The following is a 15,342-nucleotide window of genomic DNA, read 5'->3' on the forward strand; positions in this document are numbered from 1 at the left end:
TTACCGCATGTTTTGCCCATTCGCCGGCGACGGCCAAGGCAAGCATGCAGTAGCGCGCGATTGTCTGCAAAACTTGGCAGAAGGAAGGTTTAATCATGGCAAGACCCGCTCCCGGAGATGTTGCTCCCGACTTCACCTTGCCGCGTGATGGCGGCGGTACAATTTCGCTTTCCGCCTTTCGCGGTCGCCCCGTCGTGCTGTTCTTCTATCCGAAGGACGATACCCAGGCCTGCACGCTGGAAGCGATCTCGTTTTCCGAGCTTGCCGACGAGTTTGCCGCGGCCGGCATCACGCTGATCGGGCTCTCGCCTGATTCGGTGAAGAAGCACGACCGCTTCGCCAAGAAGCACAACCTGACGGTGACGCTCGCCGCCGACGAGGAAAAGGCGGTCGTGAACGCCTACGGCGTCTGGGTGGAAAAGATGATGTACGGCAGGAAATATATGGGCGTCGAACGCAGCACTTTCCTGATCGGCGCCGACGGCGTCGTCGTCAGGGTGTGGGAAAAGGTGAAGGTCGATGGCCATGCCCAGGAGGTCCTGGCCGCGGCAAAGGCCCTCTGAGGAAAGCCATGACCGAATTGCCCGTGTTTCACAGCCTGCGGGGCGGTGCCGTCGAAGCGATTCGCGCGGCAGACCTCGAGGTCAAGACGGCACTCGCGCAGGAGGCGGCCAGGCGCTGGCAGCGTCGCACCCTGTCGCTGCGCTCGCCGCTCGACCGACCGGTGCCGGTTCGCCCCGGGCGTCCGGACAAGCCGGCGCTGACCCCGCCGACCCAGGTGAAACGGCGATCGCTCGGTTCCCTCAAGGGACGCATCGCCCTGCTGCACTCGATCGCCCATATCGAATTGAACGCCGTCGACCTTGCCCTCGATATCGTTGCCCGCTTTGCCACGGAGCCGGTGCCCAATTCCTTCTTCGACGGCTGGATGCGGGTTGCCTTCGAAGAGGCCAAGCACTTCCGGCTGGTCCGCCAGCGACTGAACGATCTCGGTGCGGACTATGGCGACCTGCCTGCCCATGACGGGCTCTGGCAGGCGGCGCACGACACCCGCAATGACCTGACGGCGCGCCTTGCCGTCGTGCCGCTCATTCTCGAAGCGCGTGGTCTCGACGTGACCCCAGCGCTGCAGGCGAAGATGCGTGAAACCGGTGACTTCGAAAGTGCCGCGGTGCTCGATGTCATCTATGAGGACGAAAAGGGCCACGTCGCCGTCGGCGCCAAATGGTTCCGCTTTCTCTGCGCCCGAGAGAAGAAGGACCCGGCGGCGACTTTCCAGGCGCTGGTGCGCGCCAATTTCCGTGGGCCATTGAAGGCGCCGTTCAACGACATTGCCCGCGCCGAGGCCGGACTGACGCCGTCCTTCTATCGCTCGATGACCGCCTCGACCAACCGATAGCCGCATCGCACGCTGCACTCAGTCTAACCAATTGTTAACCCTAACGAAGTGTAATGATCTGCAGGTGATGCGAGGCAACGCGCACATGGCGGGAGAGAACGGGTGTCTGGACGTTCGGCAAATCGTGCCTTCGGAAAACGTAAGGAACATCACGTTCTGATTTTGGCCAGTGGCGACAAGGTCCGCCATATGACGGTTCGTCCCTGGATGGCGGCAATTGCCGTATCCTTCGCCGGCGTCTGCAGCATCGGCTACCTCGCGGCCACATCCTACCTCGTCCTGCGCGACGATCTCATTGGCGGCACGATTGCGCGCCAGGCGCGCATGCAGCACGAATACGAGGATCGAATCACGGCGCTTAGGGCGCAGGTCGATCGCGTCACCAGCCGTCAGTTGCTCGACCAGCAAGTGGTCGAGGAGAAAGTCGAGAAGCTGCTGCGCCAGCAGATGGCATTGACCTCGCGCAACGGAAAGCTCGGCGCCCTGGTCGAAAGGGCCGAAAATTCCGGCCTGACGACGGAAAGCAGCGACACTCCGGAGATCGAACCTCTCGCCTATGAGAAACGAGCCGAGGCGAGCAGCGGCGGTGTGAAGGCGATCGAGAAGCTGATGGGGCTGAACAGCGCCTCGGTCTCCGCCACCGCTCGTGCCACCCCCCTCGCCTATGCGGCGCCCGACGCGGGCGAATCGACCTCCGATCGTGCCGACCGGATCTTCTCGAAGGTGACGCTCTCGTTGAAGGACGTCGAACTGGAGCAGATGGCGCGGCTGAAGCAACTGACGGATGGCGCGGCACGGACGTCGGACGCGATTCGCTCGATCGTCGGGAGGACCGGCGTCGATCTGCCCGTCAGCGACGTCGCGGAAATGGTCCCGGCGTCCGCGTCCTCCGGCTCTTCCGAGACAGGCATTGGCGGCCCCTTCGTCGAACCGGCAACCGATGACGAATTCGGCCGTTCCCTGGCTGCCCTGGATACGGCGCTTCTGGAACTGGAGCGGACGCGGGCGCAGGTCCGCGCTCTGCCGTTCGGCAATCCTTCGCCGGCGAGCGACATCACCAGCGACTTCGGTAACCGCCTCGATCCGTTTCTCGGTCGCCTGGCGCTCCATGCCGGCATCGACTTCCGCGCGACGGTCGGCACGCGCATCCGCTCGGCCGCGCCCGGCACCGTCACGAATGCCGGCTTGACCGGTGGTTATGGAAACATGGTCGAGATCGACCACGGTAACGGCGTGTCGAGCCGCTATGCACACCTCTCCACGATCCTGGTGAAGGTCGGCGACAAGGTGACGGAAGGCGAGGTCATTGCCAAGTCCGGCAACACGGGTCGCTCCACCGGTCCGCACCTGCACTATGAAATCCGCCTGAATGGCGAGGCGGTGGATCCCATGCGGTTTCTCGACGCCAGCCGGAAGCTCGCCTCCTACATGAACTGACCGCTCGTTTCGCTGTGCGCGGGTCTTGCGCGGCTTGACAAGAAATGCGACAGATTCGCCACTATTTACCTTTTGCTGCTTCAACGTGCTGGATTTCTTGACTTTCAGCGACGTTCAGCTTATGAGCGCGGCCACGTGCTCGTGCGTTTTCCATCGATCGATCAGTGTTCTATTGAACCGGAACGGAAACAGATTTCCCTTTGACCAATTTTGCTGACCTTGGCCTGAGCCAAAAAGTTCTCTCCGCTGTCACCGATGCGGGCTACACAATCCCGACCCCGATCCAGGCTGGCGCTATCCCGCCGGCCCTGCAGCGTCGTGACATTCTGGGCATCGCCCAGACGGGTACGGGCAAGACGGCTTCGTTCGTGCTGCCTATGCTGACGCTGCTCGAAAAGGGCCGCGCTCGCGCCCGCATGCCGCGCACGCTCATCCTGGAGCCAACCCGCGAGCTCGCCGCCCAGGTCGCAGAGAACTTCGACAAGTACGGCAAGAACCACAAGCTCAACATCGCGCTTCTGATCGGCGGCGTTTCGTTCGACGAGCAGGATCGCAAGCTCGAGCGCGGCGCCGATGTGCTGATCTGCACGCCCGGCCGGCTGCTTGATCATTTCGAACGCGGCAAGCTCCTGATGACCGGCGTCGAAATCCTGGTCATCGATGAAGCCGACCGCATGCTCGACATGGGCTTCATTCCCGATATCGAGCGCATCGCCAAGCTCATTCCGTTCACGCGTCAGACGCTGTTCTTCTCGGCGACCATGCCGCCGGAAATCCAGAAGCTCGCCGATCGCTTCCTGCAGAACCCGGAGCGCGTCGAAGTCGCCCGCCCGGCCTCGACGGCGCAGACGGTGACGCAGCGCTTCGTTGCCGCGCATGCCAAGGACTATGAGAAGCGTGCCGTGCTGCGTGATCTGATTCGCGCCCAGGACGAGCTCAAGAACGCGATCATCTTCTGCAACCGCAAGAAGGACGTCGCCGACCTCTTCCGTTCGCTCGACCGCCACGGCTTCTCCGTCGGCGCGCTTCATGGCGACATGGACCAGCGTTCGCGCATGACGATGCTCGCGAACTTCAAGGACGGCAACATCAAGCTGCTGGTTGCCTCCGACGTCGCAGCGCGCGGTCTCGATATCCCCGATGTCAGCCACGTCTTCAATTTCGACGTTCCGATTCATGCGGAAGACTACGTTCACCGCATCGGCCGGACCGGCCGTGCCGGTCGTTCGGGCGCCTCCTTCACGCTGGTGACGAAGCGCGACACGAAGTTCTCCGACGCCATCGAAAAGCTGATCGGCCAGAAGGTCGAATGGCTGAACGGCGACCTTTCCAATCTGCCCGAGCCGATGGAAAGCCACGACACCGGCCGGCGTGATCGCGGCCGCGATGGTCGCAGGGACCGGAAAAAAGATGGGGATCGCGGCTCGAGAAGCCGTCCCGATCATAAATCCGATACCGTGCGTGCCGATAGTGAGGCCGAAATTGAAACAGTCGCGGAAAGGGCGGAATCGGTGAAACCGGCACGCAGCGCAGAAAACAAGCAGGGACAGAACAACCGCGCCGATCGTCCGGTGCGCGCAACGAACCCTGCCAATGACGATAATCGCGACCGCCGCAACCGTCACCGCCGCGACTATGACGACGGCCCGACCCCGGTCGGATTCGGCGACGAAATCCCCGCCTTCATGCTGATTGCCGGCAAGGCCTGATCAAAGCTATGGGCCTGCCGGGCATCGATTTTCCGGGTTTCGGCTGCGGACTTGCGATCGTGCGCGCCGGCAAGATCCTGCTTTACAAGCGCGTTAACGCGCCGGAAGCCGAGCATTGGAACATCGTCGGCGGCAAGGTCGATCACATGGAGCGCTCGGATGTCGCCGCGCGGCGCGAGGCCGAAGAGGAAAGCGGCCTCAAGATCCGTTCGAGCGAGTTCCTGTGCCTCAGCGAACAGGTGATCGAGGCTGACCGCCAGCACTGGATTTCGATGATCTACGTGTCCCGGGATTTTGCCGGCGAGCCTGAACTTACCGAGCCGCACAAGCTCTCCGCTCTCGGCTGGTTCGATCTTGATGCCCTGCCCCAGCCGCTGTCACGTTTTGCGGCTGACGCGGTCGAAGCGCTGCGGACGACGGAACGCGGCACCACCGCCTAGCCGGATGTTGTCAGAGCCAATGGTTTTCCTGGAACCGGACCGCAAGCGTGGGCCGCGGCTGATCGCTCTACTTTTTCGACCGTAGCGCCGCGTCATAGGCAAGCCGCGCCCAGCGGGCGATTTCGTCGGGATCGTCGAAGGCGTCGTCCGGGATGCTCCAATAGGGCATCTTCACCGGCTTCCCCTTGCCTTCATAGGCCCATTGCCGGGAACCGGCCGCTTCGAAGGTTGGGGCCGTCTGCTCGTCGCCCTTCAGCAGGATTTCACCATCGACTTCGAGGGCGAAGATCACGCCTTGGCAATAGATGCCCTTGCCGCCAAACATCCGTTTGATGGTCACCGGCCCCAGCGTCTCGAACATCTCCTCGATCGCAGCATTGTCCACGCGTTCATTCCTCCAGGATACCGCCCGCAGCCACGATCTGCTCCGGCGTGTCGAGATCTAGGCGGGCGGCCGGACCCAGCTCGACATCGATGACCGGCAGGCCGCATTTCTCGATGATGTGCCTTGCGCCAACGTCTCCAACCAACTGCCTGACGGCGGAGAAGGTTTGTCTCGGCAGGATGACCGGATTGCCGCGTTGCCCGGCGGCGGTTGCCCGAATGACGGCACGGCCGCCTTCCGCAGAAAAACGATCGAGGAGTTTGCGCAGGTCGTCGGTGGTGACATCAGGCATGTCGGCAAGCATCACCAACATGCCGGCGCCCCGCTCGTCGATCGCCGAAAGTCCGGCCGTCAGCGACGAGGCCATTCCGGATAGGTAGTCGGGATTCGAGACGAGCTTCGCCGGCAGGTCCTCCAGCGCGGCGCGGATATCGGGTTCACGGTGGCCGGTGACCACGATAACCCTGCCGGGTGCCGCTGCGATTGCCGCCTCGACGCTGCGGCGCACCAGCGGCACGCCGTCAAAGGTCGCCAGCAGTTTGTGTCCACCGTCCGCTCCCATGCGGCTGGCGCGGCCGGCGGCCAGAACCACGATCTCGACCGGCCCTGATGGCAACTCCGTTGCTTTTTCGCGCGGTTGCGGTCGGGTCGGGATTTCGCTGAGCAGGCCACCGACGCCGAGGCCGGTGATGTCGTCGAAACTCGGCCACTCGCCTGCGAGAATGCGGTCGAGAATCCAGTCGAAACCGTTTTCACGCGGGCTGCGGGCGCATCCGGGCGCGCCGATCACCGGGATCTCGCCGACGCGGCCAAGCACGAGAAGATTGCCCGGATCGACGGGCATGCCGACGTGATCGACGATGCCGCCGGCCCGCCGGACGGCTTCGGGAATGACATCTTGCGGATCGGCGACAGCGGAAGCGCCGAAGACCACCAGCAGGTCATGATCCGACTGCAGCTCGTCGATTGCCGCGGCGACCGCGCTCTCGGTATGGGCGACGCGCCGCTCGGTCAGAAGCTCGCTGCCGGATTGCCGCAGGCGAGCCGCCAGGATGGCTTTCGTCTTGTCCATCACCTGAGGCTTCAGAGTCGGCAACTGAGTTGCTATCAGGGCGGCACGCCGCGCCGCGAAGGGTTTCACCTCGAAGGCCGCATTGTTCCGCAGCAGCTTCTGCGCTTCCTCGACGAAACGACCGGCGACGGCGAGCGGAATGATCTTGATCGTCGCAACCATGTCGCCGGCCTGCACCGGCACATGGTCGGCAAGGCAGGCAAGCGTGATCGCCGGATCGATGCGGTTCAAGCGGTCGACGGTCTCGCGTGTGGCGACGAAAAGGCCCGCAACCCGGGAGTAGACGTTCACTCGCCCGGTAGCCGCCGGGGAAAAACGCAGGTGATCGGGTGCGATTGCCGCTGCAATGCGCGTGGCGGCCTCGTCTTCCATGAGGTCGCCGGGATCTAGGCGCGCGACGACCACGTCCAGCGCGCCGCAAGCGGTCAAGGTGGCGACATCGGCGGACGAAAGCCGGTGGCCCTTTGCCAGCCGGGATTCATCAGTCTTCACCGCATGCGCCAGGATGGCTCCTTCCGCTTCGCTGGTCTTGACCGGCCCGAACCTCACGCAATCGCTCCTTTGATCTGGCTGGTATCACGGCGCCGTAGCGCTTCGATGATCTCGGCGAGAATTGCGACAGCGATCTCGGCCGGGCTCGCCGCCGCGATATCGAGGCCGATCGGCGCACGGATGCGGCCGATGTCGGCATCGGAAACACCGGCCTGCCGCAACCGCTCGACCCGTGCCGCATGGGTTTTCCGGCTGCCGAGCGCGCCGACGTAGAAACAGCCCGCTGCAAGGGCGGCGCGGATCGGCTCGTCGTCTATCTTCGGATCGTGGGTGACGGCCACGAGCGCGGTGAAGCGATCAAGCGGCCTTTCCTTCAACGCATCCTCGGGCCATTCGGCAATGAGTTCGACGCCTGCGAAGCGTTCCGGCGTTGCGAAGGCAGTGCGCGGATCGATGATCGTGAGGTCGAAACCGGCAACCGGCGCCAGTTGCGCCAAGGCTTGCGAAATGTGGACGGCGCCGATGACGAGAATGCGTGGCGGCGGCAAATAGACGTTGAGAAAGAAGGAGCCCTGCTCCGTCTCCACGATCCCGGCTTTGCCGGATTGCAGAGCTTGCCCGACTGCGGCGCGCCAGGCGTCGGGACAGTCATCGCCCTCATGATAGATCTGGCTGCTGCCGCCGGCGAGGTCGCTGACGGTAACGGCGGCCCGACGCGCCGAACGCGCCGCATTGAGTGCCTCGAGTATCTTCCGTTCCATTGCTAACCATCGACCCGTTCGACAAGGACCCGGATTCGGCCGCCGCAGGAAAGCCCGACGCGCCAGGCGGTCTCATCGGCGACGCCGAAGTCGAGAACCTTCGGCGCGCCCGAAGCAATCACGTCTGCCGCTTCGGTGATGACGGCGCCTTCGACGCAGCCGCCGGAAACCGAACCCTGAAAATTACCGTCACCGTCGATCACCAAATGGCTGCCGACGGGACGCGGGGCCGAACCCCAGGTTTCGATCACGGTCGCAATCGCCACCTTGCGCCCCTCCTTCACCCAGGCCTCGGCGACATCGAGGGGATCCAGAACATTTGCAGCTGCCAGCATATTGCATACTCCCGCCGGACCGATCACCGTGATCCAAGGAACCGCCGCGGGTCTGCCTGCCGGGAGCTTCGCCCGGAAAGCGCCTTCACCAGTTCCCCAATCGATTCAAGATTGTGCACCGCCCGGAATTCGTCAACATGCGGCAACATCGCTCTGACGCCACGGGCACGGGCCTCGAAGCCGTCAAAACGCAGCAGCGGATTGAGCCAGATCAGCCGTCGGCAGGACCGGTGCAGCCGGTCGATTTCGACTTCAAGATCGCCGACGTCGTCACGCTCGAGGCCGTCGGTGATCATCAGCACGATGGCGCCTTGCCCAAGCACACGCCGCGACCAGCGTCTGTTGAACTCATGCAGCGTTTCGCCGATGCGCGTGCCGCCGGACCAGTCCCTGACTGCGGCAACGCAGTCGTCGATCGCGGCATCGGGATCGCGATTGCGCAACTGGCGGGTGACGTTCGTCAGCCTTGTGCCGAACAGGAAGGTGTGCACCCGCCGCCGCTCCTCGGTCAGCGCGTGCAGGAAATGCAGAAAGATGCGGGTGTACTGGCTCATCGAGCCGGAGATATCCGCGAGCACGACGAGCGGCGGGTGCACGACACGCCTCTCCCGGAAGCGCGGCAAGATCAGTTCCCCGCCAAAACGCATGGCGTCGCGCATGGTGGTGCGCGGGTCGATGCGGATCTGCCGCGTCGACGGACGAAAGCGGCGCGTGACGACCCTGTCCATCGGCAGGGTCAGCGCGGCAAGCGCGCGCTTCGCCTCGGCGAGCTCGGCGGCGCTCATCTGGGCGAAATCGGCCCTCCGCAACAGTTCGCGGCCCGAAACCGTGAAGCGCGCGTCGATATCGATTTCGGGCTCGTCACGCGGTGGCCGATCCACCTCGTGCCCGGAAAGCAGCGCATCGCTGACGCGGGTCTCACCAGCCCGCCGCTGTTGCCGCTCGCTCTCACGCTCCGGCGCCAGCGGCGACATCATCGCGATCATCTTCTCGACGAGGCCACGTGAGCGCCAGAACAGCCGAAAAGCTTCGTCGAACACCGGCTGGTCCTCGTGGCGCTTCACGAAGACACATTGCAGCGCGGCGTAGAAGGCGTCGCGGTCGCCGATGCCGATCAGCGCCACCGCATCGATGGCATCGGCAATCGCGCCGGGTCCGATCTTGATGCCGGCGCGACGCAGCGCCCGCGCAAAGAAGACGATGTTGTCGGCGAGCCGCCCGTCGCCTCCCCCCATCGGCGGGAGAATGGCGCCATCCCTGTACTGCTCCCGCTCTTCCATGTCAGCCCGCCGCCAGCAATTCCGCCTTGACTTCGGCGAGCAGCTTGCGCCCTTCGGCCCCCTCTATCCTGGTGATGTCGTCCTGGTACTTGAGCAACGTTCCGAGCGTATCGGCGATCGTCTCCGGATCCAGCGCCAGCCGGTCGAGCTCCGTCAGTGCCGTTGCCCAATCGATGGTTTCGGCGACGCCCGGGTTCTTGAAAAGATCGACCGTGCGCAGCCGCTGCACATAGGCGATGACTTCCCGCGAGAGTGTCGCGTTACAGCCGGGAACCTTGCGGCGGATGATCTCCAGCTCCTGCGCTGCCTTGGGGTAATCGACCCAATGATAGAGGCAGCGCCGCTTGAGCGCGTCATGGATTTCGCGCGTGCGGTTGGTCGTGATGATGACAACAGGCGGTTCGTCCGCCCGGATCGTGCCGAGTTCCGGTATCGTGACCTGGAAATCGGACAAAACTTCCAGCAAGAAGGCTTCGAAGGCTTCATCTGTCCGGTCGAGCTCGTCGATGAGGAAGACTGGTGCGCGGCCCGCATTGGAGGAAATTGCCTGGAGAACCGGGCGGCGGATCAGGAAGCGTTCGGAAAAGATATCGCTTTCGACGCGCTTGCGGTCGACTTTGCCGGCTGCTTCCGACAGGCGGATCTCCAGCATCTGTGCCGGATAATTCCATTCGTAGACGGCTGAGGCGACGTCGAGGCCCTCGTAGCATTGCAGCCGGATCAGCGGCCGATCGAGCGCCTTTGCCAGAACCTTGGCGATCTCGGTCTTGCCGACGCCGGCCTCGCCCTCGAGAAACAGCGGACGCTTCATCCTGAGCGCGAGAAACAGCACGGTCGCAAGCGCCGTGCCGGCGAGATAGTCGTGCGCCTCCAGAAGCGTCATCGTCTCTTCGATGGACTGCGGCAGACCTGTTGTCGCCTGTGTCGCCATGTCTCCTCCACGACGGCTCGAATCGATCGATCGATGTTGGCGAGCGAATGAATTCGCCCGGCCAACTCAAAGACTTACGGCGATCTTCTCATGTCTCGATGGGGCACGAAATCTCGCCACGTAAAACTTATAGCGAGTGGTATCCGCGGTCCACATAAATGAGCGGTGGCCGCGGCGGCCCGATCGCGACATCGACGACCTCGCCGAAGAGCACCAGATGCGTGGCGATCGTCTTCACTTCGATGAGCCGGCAATCGAACGAAGCGATCGCGTTGGCGAGGATCGGAGAGCCTGTCGTCAGCTTGGTCCACCGCCCAAGGGCAAAGCGCAGTTCCATGTCGAGCTGGTCACGGCCGGAAAAGGCGTGTGCCACGGCGCGATGCTCGTCGCCAAGCAGGTTGAGCGCGAAACTGTCGCTGCGCGTGAAGATCTCGTTGCGCGGGTTGGCGCCGTTCAGGCAGGCGAGAACCGTCGGCGGACTGTCGGACACGGAGCAGGATGCGGTGACGGTGACACCACGCCGCTCGGCGCCGTCGGCCACGGTAATGATCTGCACGTGACCGGCCAGGCGACTCATCGCGTCGCGGAAACTGATGGGGTCCAGCCTGGTCTTGTCCAACACTTCTTTCTCCGAGCGAAGTCAGCCACATACATAGACAGTACCGGGAAATATGAAACCCGCTGCAAGGAGAATCTTGCAGATCTGCGACATGGTTGCGACGCGGATAGTGCCATCTGTATCCGAAGTCACATCTTTTCCTTTGACGCGGCAGGGCACATCCTTAAAACATGCGGCCACTACCGTACCGCGCGCCCATGGTAACCGGCACGGACAAGGCAATATTTGGGCTCGCCGTGGGTTCAGGATCCCTCCCGATCCGGGAAAATGCGGCAGCGGAGAAAGTGAATGCTTCGATCGATCGTCGCCAGCCTTGTCGTGGCCGGACTGGTACAGGCCGCACCTGCCGCGGCAGCCGGTATCAAGGTAGCGGTCGTCGCGCCGGTTGAAGGTCCGTTTGCGCTTCTCGGCAAGCAGATCATCGATGGTGCCGCGTTCCAGGCCGGTGATCGCGGCAGTGAGATCGTCGTCATTCCCGAGACCTGCGATACCGCCGGCAACGAAGCGCTGACGAAGGCGCTGCTTGCGGCCGGCGCCGAAGCGGCGATCGGGTTCCTCTGCACCGAAAGCCTGGACGCCACGCTTCCGGCACTCGCCGAAGCGGGCCTTCCCGCCATCACTCTCAGCGTGCGTTCCGACATCCTGATGGAAGATGCTTTGAAGAAGAAATGGCCGCTCTTCCGCCTTGCGCCGAGCGGTAACGCCGAGGCTTCGAGCATCGTCGACGTCATCGTTCAACGTTGGAAGGGCAAGCCGATCGCATTGATCGACGACGGCACGATCCACAGCAGGGAACTGGTCGAGAGCGTCCGTTCCGCGCTCGGCGACATAGGGCTGACCCCGGTCTTCACCGACACCTATAGGCCCGCTCAGGAGCAGCAGATCAGCCTGGTGCGGCGACTGGTGAAGAGCGGCGCGACACATGTCTTCACCGGTGGCGATAGACAGGACACGGCGGTGATCGCGCGCGATGCGCAGGGCGAAGGCGCGAACCTCACTCTGCTCGGCGGCGACGCGCTGAACGCCGCCGATCTGACGGTGCCGCTCGCCGATGGCGTTCTCGCCGTAACCCTGCCGGACGCATCGCAGTCGCCGGAGGGCAAGCCGGTCGCGGATGCGCTCCGCGCCGCCGGAACCGAGCCGGATGGCTACGTCTTGCCGGCCTTTGCCGCCGTCTCCCTGCTTGAGCAGGCCAAGGACCAGGCGGAGAAGGACGACAAGCCCCTGCTCGACGCATTCGCCAAGGGACCCTACCCGACCGTGCTCGGCCCCATTGCCTTCAACGCGCAGCACGAGCGCGCCGTAAATCCCTATCGCCTGATGCAGTGGCAAGGCGGCCGCTTCGTGCTGGCGCCTGCCGAAGGAACCGCCCAATGATGCGTACCGGACCGCTGAACCTGATTACCGACGTCGCGGGCCTGACGGTCGGCAATGCCGAGGATCACCGGCTGAAATCCGGCGTCACCGCCATCGTCTGCGACCCGCCGGCGACAGCTGCGGTTCAGGTCCTGGGCGGTGCGCCGGGAACGCGCGAGACCGATCTGCTCGACCCGCACAATACGGTGCAGACGGTCGACGCTCTCGTGCTCTCGGGTGGTTCGGCCTTTGGCCTCGACGCCGCGTCCGGGGCCCAGGCGGCGCTCAGAGAAATGGGCCGTGGCTTTGCCGTCGGTCCGCACCGGATACCGATCGTGCCGACCGCCATCCTGTTCGACCTGATCAATGGCGGCGACAAGGATTGGGGACGCTACCCGCCCTATCGCGAGCTCGGCTTCGAGGCGGTTCGTCGCGCCGGCCCCAAGTTCGCAACCGGGACCGCGGGCGCTGGAACCGGCGCCCTGACCGCCACCTTCAAGGGCGGTCTCGGCTCGGCATCGACCGTTCTGCCCAACGGGATCACCATCGGCGCGCTCGTCGCCGTCAACGCTCTCGGCTCGGCAACCGTCGGTGACAGCAGGCACTTCTGGTCCGCGCCCTTCGAGATGGACGGCGAATTGGGTGCGCTCGGCCTGCCGCATCCCCTGCCCGCCGATGCCGCCGACATCCGCATCAAGTTCCGCGACCGACAGTCCGCGGCGGCGAATACGACCATCGCCGTGATCGCGACGGATGCCGTGCTCACCAAGGCCGAAGCGAAACGCCTGGCAATCGCCGCCCATGACGGCTTTTCCCGGGGCCTCTGGCCGGCGCACACGCCGCTCGACGGCGATCTGATCTTCGCGCTTGCCACCGGCGCCAGCGGCAAGACCCCGACGCTTGAGGATTTCATCGACCTCGGCGCGATAGCGGCGTCGACCATGGCACGCGCCATCGCCCGTGGCGTGCACGATGCGACGCCGGCGGAAAACGACCTCATGCGCTCCTGGTCGCAAGGCGCCTGACGCGGCTTTGATCGCCGACATGTTGTTTGTGCGGCCCGCCGGTGCTATTGCGCGGAAAACACGCTGGAGTGCGCCATGACCCATCCTATCCGCATTGCCCCGTCGATCCTGGCGGCCGATTTCTCTAAGCTCGGACAGGAAGTCCGCGACGTCGTCGATGCCGGCGCCGACTGGATCCACCTCGACGTCATGGACGGTCATTTCGTGCCGAACATCACCTTCGGGCCCGATGTGATCAAGTCGCTGCGCCGCTACACCGACGCGACCTTCGATTGCCACCTGATGATTTCGCCTGCGGACCCGTTCCTCGAAGCCTTCGCCAAGGCGGGCTGCGATATCCTGACCGTGCATGCCGAAGCGGGCCCGCATCTTCATCGCTCGCTGCAGACGGTTCGCTCGCTCGGCAAGAAGGCTGGCGTCTCGCTCAACCCGGCAACGCCGGAAAGCGCGATCGAATACGTGCTCGATCAGGTCGATCTCATCCTCGTCATGACCGTCAACCCGGGCTTTGGCGGACAGAAGTTCATCGACGCCACGGCTGAGAAGATCCGCCGCATCAAGGCGATGATCGGCGACCGTCCGATCGAGATCGAAGTCGATGGCGGCATCGCGCCTGATACGGCGGCCATTGCCACCGGCGCCGGCGCCAACGTCCTCGTCGCCGGTTCGGCGATCTTCAAGGGCGGCTCCGTCGAAGCCTATCGCACCGCGATCGAGGCGATCCGCACGCCGGCAGAGAAGGTCTATCGATGAAGACACGCGCGGCAGTATCCGGCGTGCTTTTCGCGGGCGCTGCGGCAGTCGCAGCGCCGGCTTTAGCGGGCGATTATGCCGCGCTCCAGCTGATCGGCTTTTCGGCCGACGGCAATGTCTTCGCCTTCGAAGAATACGGTGTTCAGGACGGCTCCGGCTTTCCCTATTCGACCATCTATGTGATCGACACGCGCAACGACAGCTTCTTGCCGGGTGCGCCGGTGCGTGCCGTCGGCCGCGAGGATGGCAGTCCGCTCTCCAAGGCGCGTCACGAGGCCCGCCGCCGCGCGGCACCCTTGATCGACGCCTATCGCCTGGCCGACGCACCCGGATTGCTCGCTGCCTTCAATCCGATCACCGAGGCGAACGCCAAGCCGCTGGAACTGACCTACGATTCCTTTGCGGCCGACGAAGGGTTCCGCGAGACCTATTCGGTGGCGCTCGAAGAGAAGACCTTCGAGCCGGAAGGCATCTGCAAGGATTTCCTCAAGGAGGTCAAAGGTTTTCGTCTGTCGATGACGATGAAGGCGGGCACGCCGGCGACCGACGTCCTGCAGGACGATAGCCGCATACCGGAGAGCCGCCGTTGCCCGACCGGCTATCAAGTCGGCGGCGCCGTCACCCACAGGAATGACGACGGCTCCGAGACCCATGTCGTCATGGTTCTCGTCAAGTCGCTCGGCTTCGAAGGCACGACCGATGGGCGCTGGATCGCGATCCCGACCCGGATCGCGAAATGAACGACGCGGCCGCCGGCGTCGAGGCAAAAGCAGATCTGGTGCCGCGAGGCGCCCTGCAGCGAGGCCGGCTCGCGCAATCCCTTCCGACAATGCGGGAGCTTGTCATCGGTGCGCCGCTCTGGGGCGCCGCCATGGTGCTTTCGGCCTGGTTCGGCCTCTGGCTGCGCGAGCGTGCCCTCACGTTTCATCTGTCCGAACTGCTGCTGATCTTCGGCTCCGGGGCGCTTCTGGCCTGGGCGCCATCGCTGTTGCTGGCCCGACTGGCAGCCCTAGGGCGCCGGGCCGAAACACGTTTTGCGGCCTACCTCTTCTTCCTGTCGCTCGGCACCGTCGCGATGACGGCAATGCTCTATGCCCTCGACTACCGGCAGTTCTATACCCAATGGCATGCGCCTGCCGGCAGCAGGATCTGGTTTTTCCAGTTCGCCTTCACCTCGCTCATCGCGTTCTACCAGTTTCTGGTGCTGGGGCTTCGCCTCTATCTGCCCCTCGGCGGTGCTATACTCGTCGGCGTCAGCCTGTGGCTGGCAAAAGGCCGGCGCCAATGGCGTTGAGCTTCACGGCTATCTTTGCTAGAGGCACGGCCATCCTCCACTGACGACGAAAGC

Annotated in this window: 17 protein-coding genes; 10 read left to right on the plus strand and 7 right to left on the minus strand. The window is 64.1% G+C overall.

What is annotated here, in order from left to right:
• The first annotated feature begins 95 nt into the window (after positions 1 to 95).
• The 5 genes from ACQ5BM_RS21000 (at position 96) to ACQ5BM_RS21020 (ending at position 4,985) form a co-directional block, all read left to right on the plus strand.
• On the plus strand, positions 96 to 563 hold the full coding sequence (locus ACQ5BM_RS21000) for a peroxiredoxin (RefSeq protein WP_429815409.1): 468 nt from the start codon (positions 96 to 98) through the stop codon (positions 561 to 563).
• 8 nt (positions 564 to 571) lie between these two features.
• Positions 572 to 1,399 (plus strand): ferritin-like domain-containing protein, encoded by an 828-nt coding sequence (locus ACQ5BM_RS21005; RefSeq protein WP_429815412.1) that lies wholly within the window; start codon positions 572 to 574, stop codon positions 1,397 to 1,399.
• A 102-nt stretch (positions 1,400 to 1,501) separates the two neighbouring features.
• On the plus strand, positions 1,502 to 2,836 hold the full coding sequence (locus ACQ5BM_RS21010; RefSeq protein ID WP_429815414.1) for a M23 family metallopeptidase: 1,335 nt from the start codon (positions 1,502 to 1,504) through the stop codon (positions 2,834 to 2,836).
• A 200-nt stretch (positions 2,837 to 3,036) separates the two neighbouring features.
• Positions 3,037 to 4,545: a DEAD/DEAH box helicase gene (locus ACQ5BM_RS21015; protein WP_429815416.1), complete on the plus strand. Its 1,509-nt coding sequence runs from the start codon at positions 3,037 to 3,039 to the stop codon at positions 4,543 to 4,545.
• An 8-nt stretch (positions 4,546 to 4,553) separates the two neighbouring features.
• Positions 4,554 to 4,985 carry an NUDIX domain-containing protein gene (locus ACQ5BM_RS21020; protein WP_429815419.1) on the plus strand — a complete coding sequence of 144 codons (432 nt, stop codon included), beginning with the start codon at positions 4,554 to 4,556 and terminating at the stop codon, positions 4,983 to 4,985.
• 67 nt (positions 4,986 to 5,052) lie between these two features.
• Here the strand turns inward: ACQ5BM_RS21020 and ACQ5BM_RS21025 are convergent, their stop codons facing one another.
• The 7 genes from ACQ5BM_RS21025 to ACQ5BM_RS21055 all read right to left on the minus strand — a co-directional run bounded on the left by ACQ5BM_RS21025 (position 5,053) and on the right by ACQ5BM_RS21055 (position 10,818).
• Complete coding sequence (locus ACQ5BM_RS21025) at positions 5,053 to 5,370, minus strand: TfoX/Sxy family protein (RefSeq protein ID WP_429815421.1); 318 nt, start codon at positions 5,368 to 5,370, stop codon at positions 5,053 to 5,055.
• Between the two features lie 4 nt (positions 5,371 to 5,374).
• Complete coding sequence (locus ACQ5BM_RS21030) at positions 5,375 to 6,991, minus strand: NTP transferase domain-containing protein (protein WP_429815424.1); 1,617 nt, start codon at positions 6,989 to 6,991, stop codon at positions 5,375 to 5,377.
• On the minus strand, positions 6,988 to 7,695 hold the full coding sequence (locus ACQ5BM_RS21035) for an XdhC family protein (RefSeq protein ID WP_429815427.1): 708 nt from the start codon (positions 7,693 to 7,695) through the stop codon (positions 6,988 to 6,990). Before ACQ5BM_RS21035 ends, ACQ5BM_RS21030 begins: the two co-directional genes overlap by 4 nt.
• Before the next feature lie 2 nt (positions 7,696 to 7,697).
• A complete protein-coding gene (locus ACQ5BM_RS21040) occupies positions 7,698 to 8,030 on the minus strand; it encodes an XdhC family protein (protein ID WP_429815429.1) in 333 nt (110 codons plus the stop codon).
• Positions 8,031 to 8,053: 23 nt separating this feature from the next.
• Positions 8,054 to 9,310 carry a vWA domain-containing protein gene (locus tag ACQ5BM_RS21045; protein ID WP_429815432.1) on the minus strand — a complete coding sequence of 419 codons (1,257 nt, stop codon included), beginning with the start codon at positions 9,308 to 9,310 and terminating at the stop codon, positions 8,054 to 8,056.
• Position 9,311: 1 nt separating this feature from the next.
• Entirely contained in the window at positions 9,312 to 10,241 is a 930-nt protein-coding gene (locus ACQ5BM_RS21050; protein WP_429815435.1) for an AAA family ATPase, read from the minus strand.
• Between the two features lie 127 nt (positions 10,242 to 10,368).
• Positions 10,369 to 10,818: a flavin reductase family protein gene (locus ACQ5BM_RS21055; protein WP_429815951.1), complete on the minus strand. Its 450-nt coding sequence runs from the start codon at positions 10,816 to 10,818 to the stop codon at positions 10,369 to 10,371.
• 330 nt (positions 10,819 to 11,148) lie between these two features.
• On the opposite strand from ACQ5BM_RS21055, the gene ACQ5BM_RS21060 reads away from it, so the two are divergent.
• From ACQ5BM_RS21060 to ACQ5BM_RS21080, 5 genes are all read left to right on the plus strand, one after another.
• Complete coding sequence (locus ACQ5BM_RS21060) at positions 11,149 to 12,237, plus strand: branched-chain amino acid ABC transporter substrate-binding protein (protein WP_429815438.1); 1,089 nt, start codon at positions 11,149 to 11,151, stop codon at positions 12,235 to 12,237.
• Positions 12,234 to 13,241 (plus strand): P1 family peptidase, encoded by a 1,008-nt coding sequence (locus ACQ5BM_RS21065; protein WP_429815440.1) that lies wholly within the window; start codon positions 12,234 to 12,236, stop codon positions 13,239 to 13,241. The genes ACQ5BM_RS21060 and ACQ5BM_RS21065 overlap by 4 nt, the downstream gene beginning before the upstream one ends.
• 75 nt (positions 13,242 to 13,316) lie before the next feature.
• Positions 13,317 to 13,994, plus strand: coding sequence for a ribulose-phosphate 3-epimerase (rpe, locus tag ACQ5BM_RS21070; protein WP_429815442.1), 678 nt, complete (start codon positions 13,317 to 13,319; stop codon positions 13,992 to 13,994).
• Positions 13,991 to 14,734, plus strand: a complete 744-nt coding sequence (locus tag ACQ5BM_RS21075) for a DUF2259 domain-containing protein (RefSeq protein ID WP_429815444.1) — start codon at positions 13,991 to 13,993, stop codon at positions 14,732 to 14,734. Before rpe ends, ACQ5BM_RS21075 begins: the two co-directional genes overlap by 4 nt.
• A complete protein-coding gene (locus tag ACQ5BM_RS21080) occupies positions 14,731 to 15,288 on the plus strand; it encodes a hypothetical protein (RefSeq protein WP_429815447.1) in 558 nt (185 codons plus the stop codon). The genes ACQ5BM_RS21075 and ACQ5BM_RS21080 overlap by 4 nt, the downstream gene beginning before the upstream one ends.
• Positions 15,289 to 15,342: the final 54 nt, after the last annotated feature.

Origin of the sequence: Ensifer sp. B1-9, assembly GCF_050474445.1 — a bacterium.
Taxonomy (GTDB): Bacteria; Pseudomonadota; Alphaproteobacteria; order Rhizobiales; family Rhizobiaceae; genus Ensifer.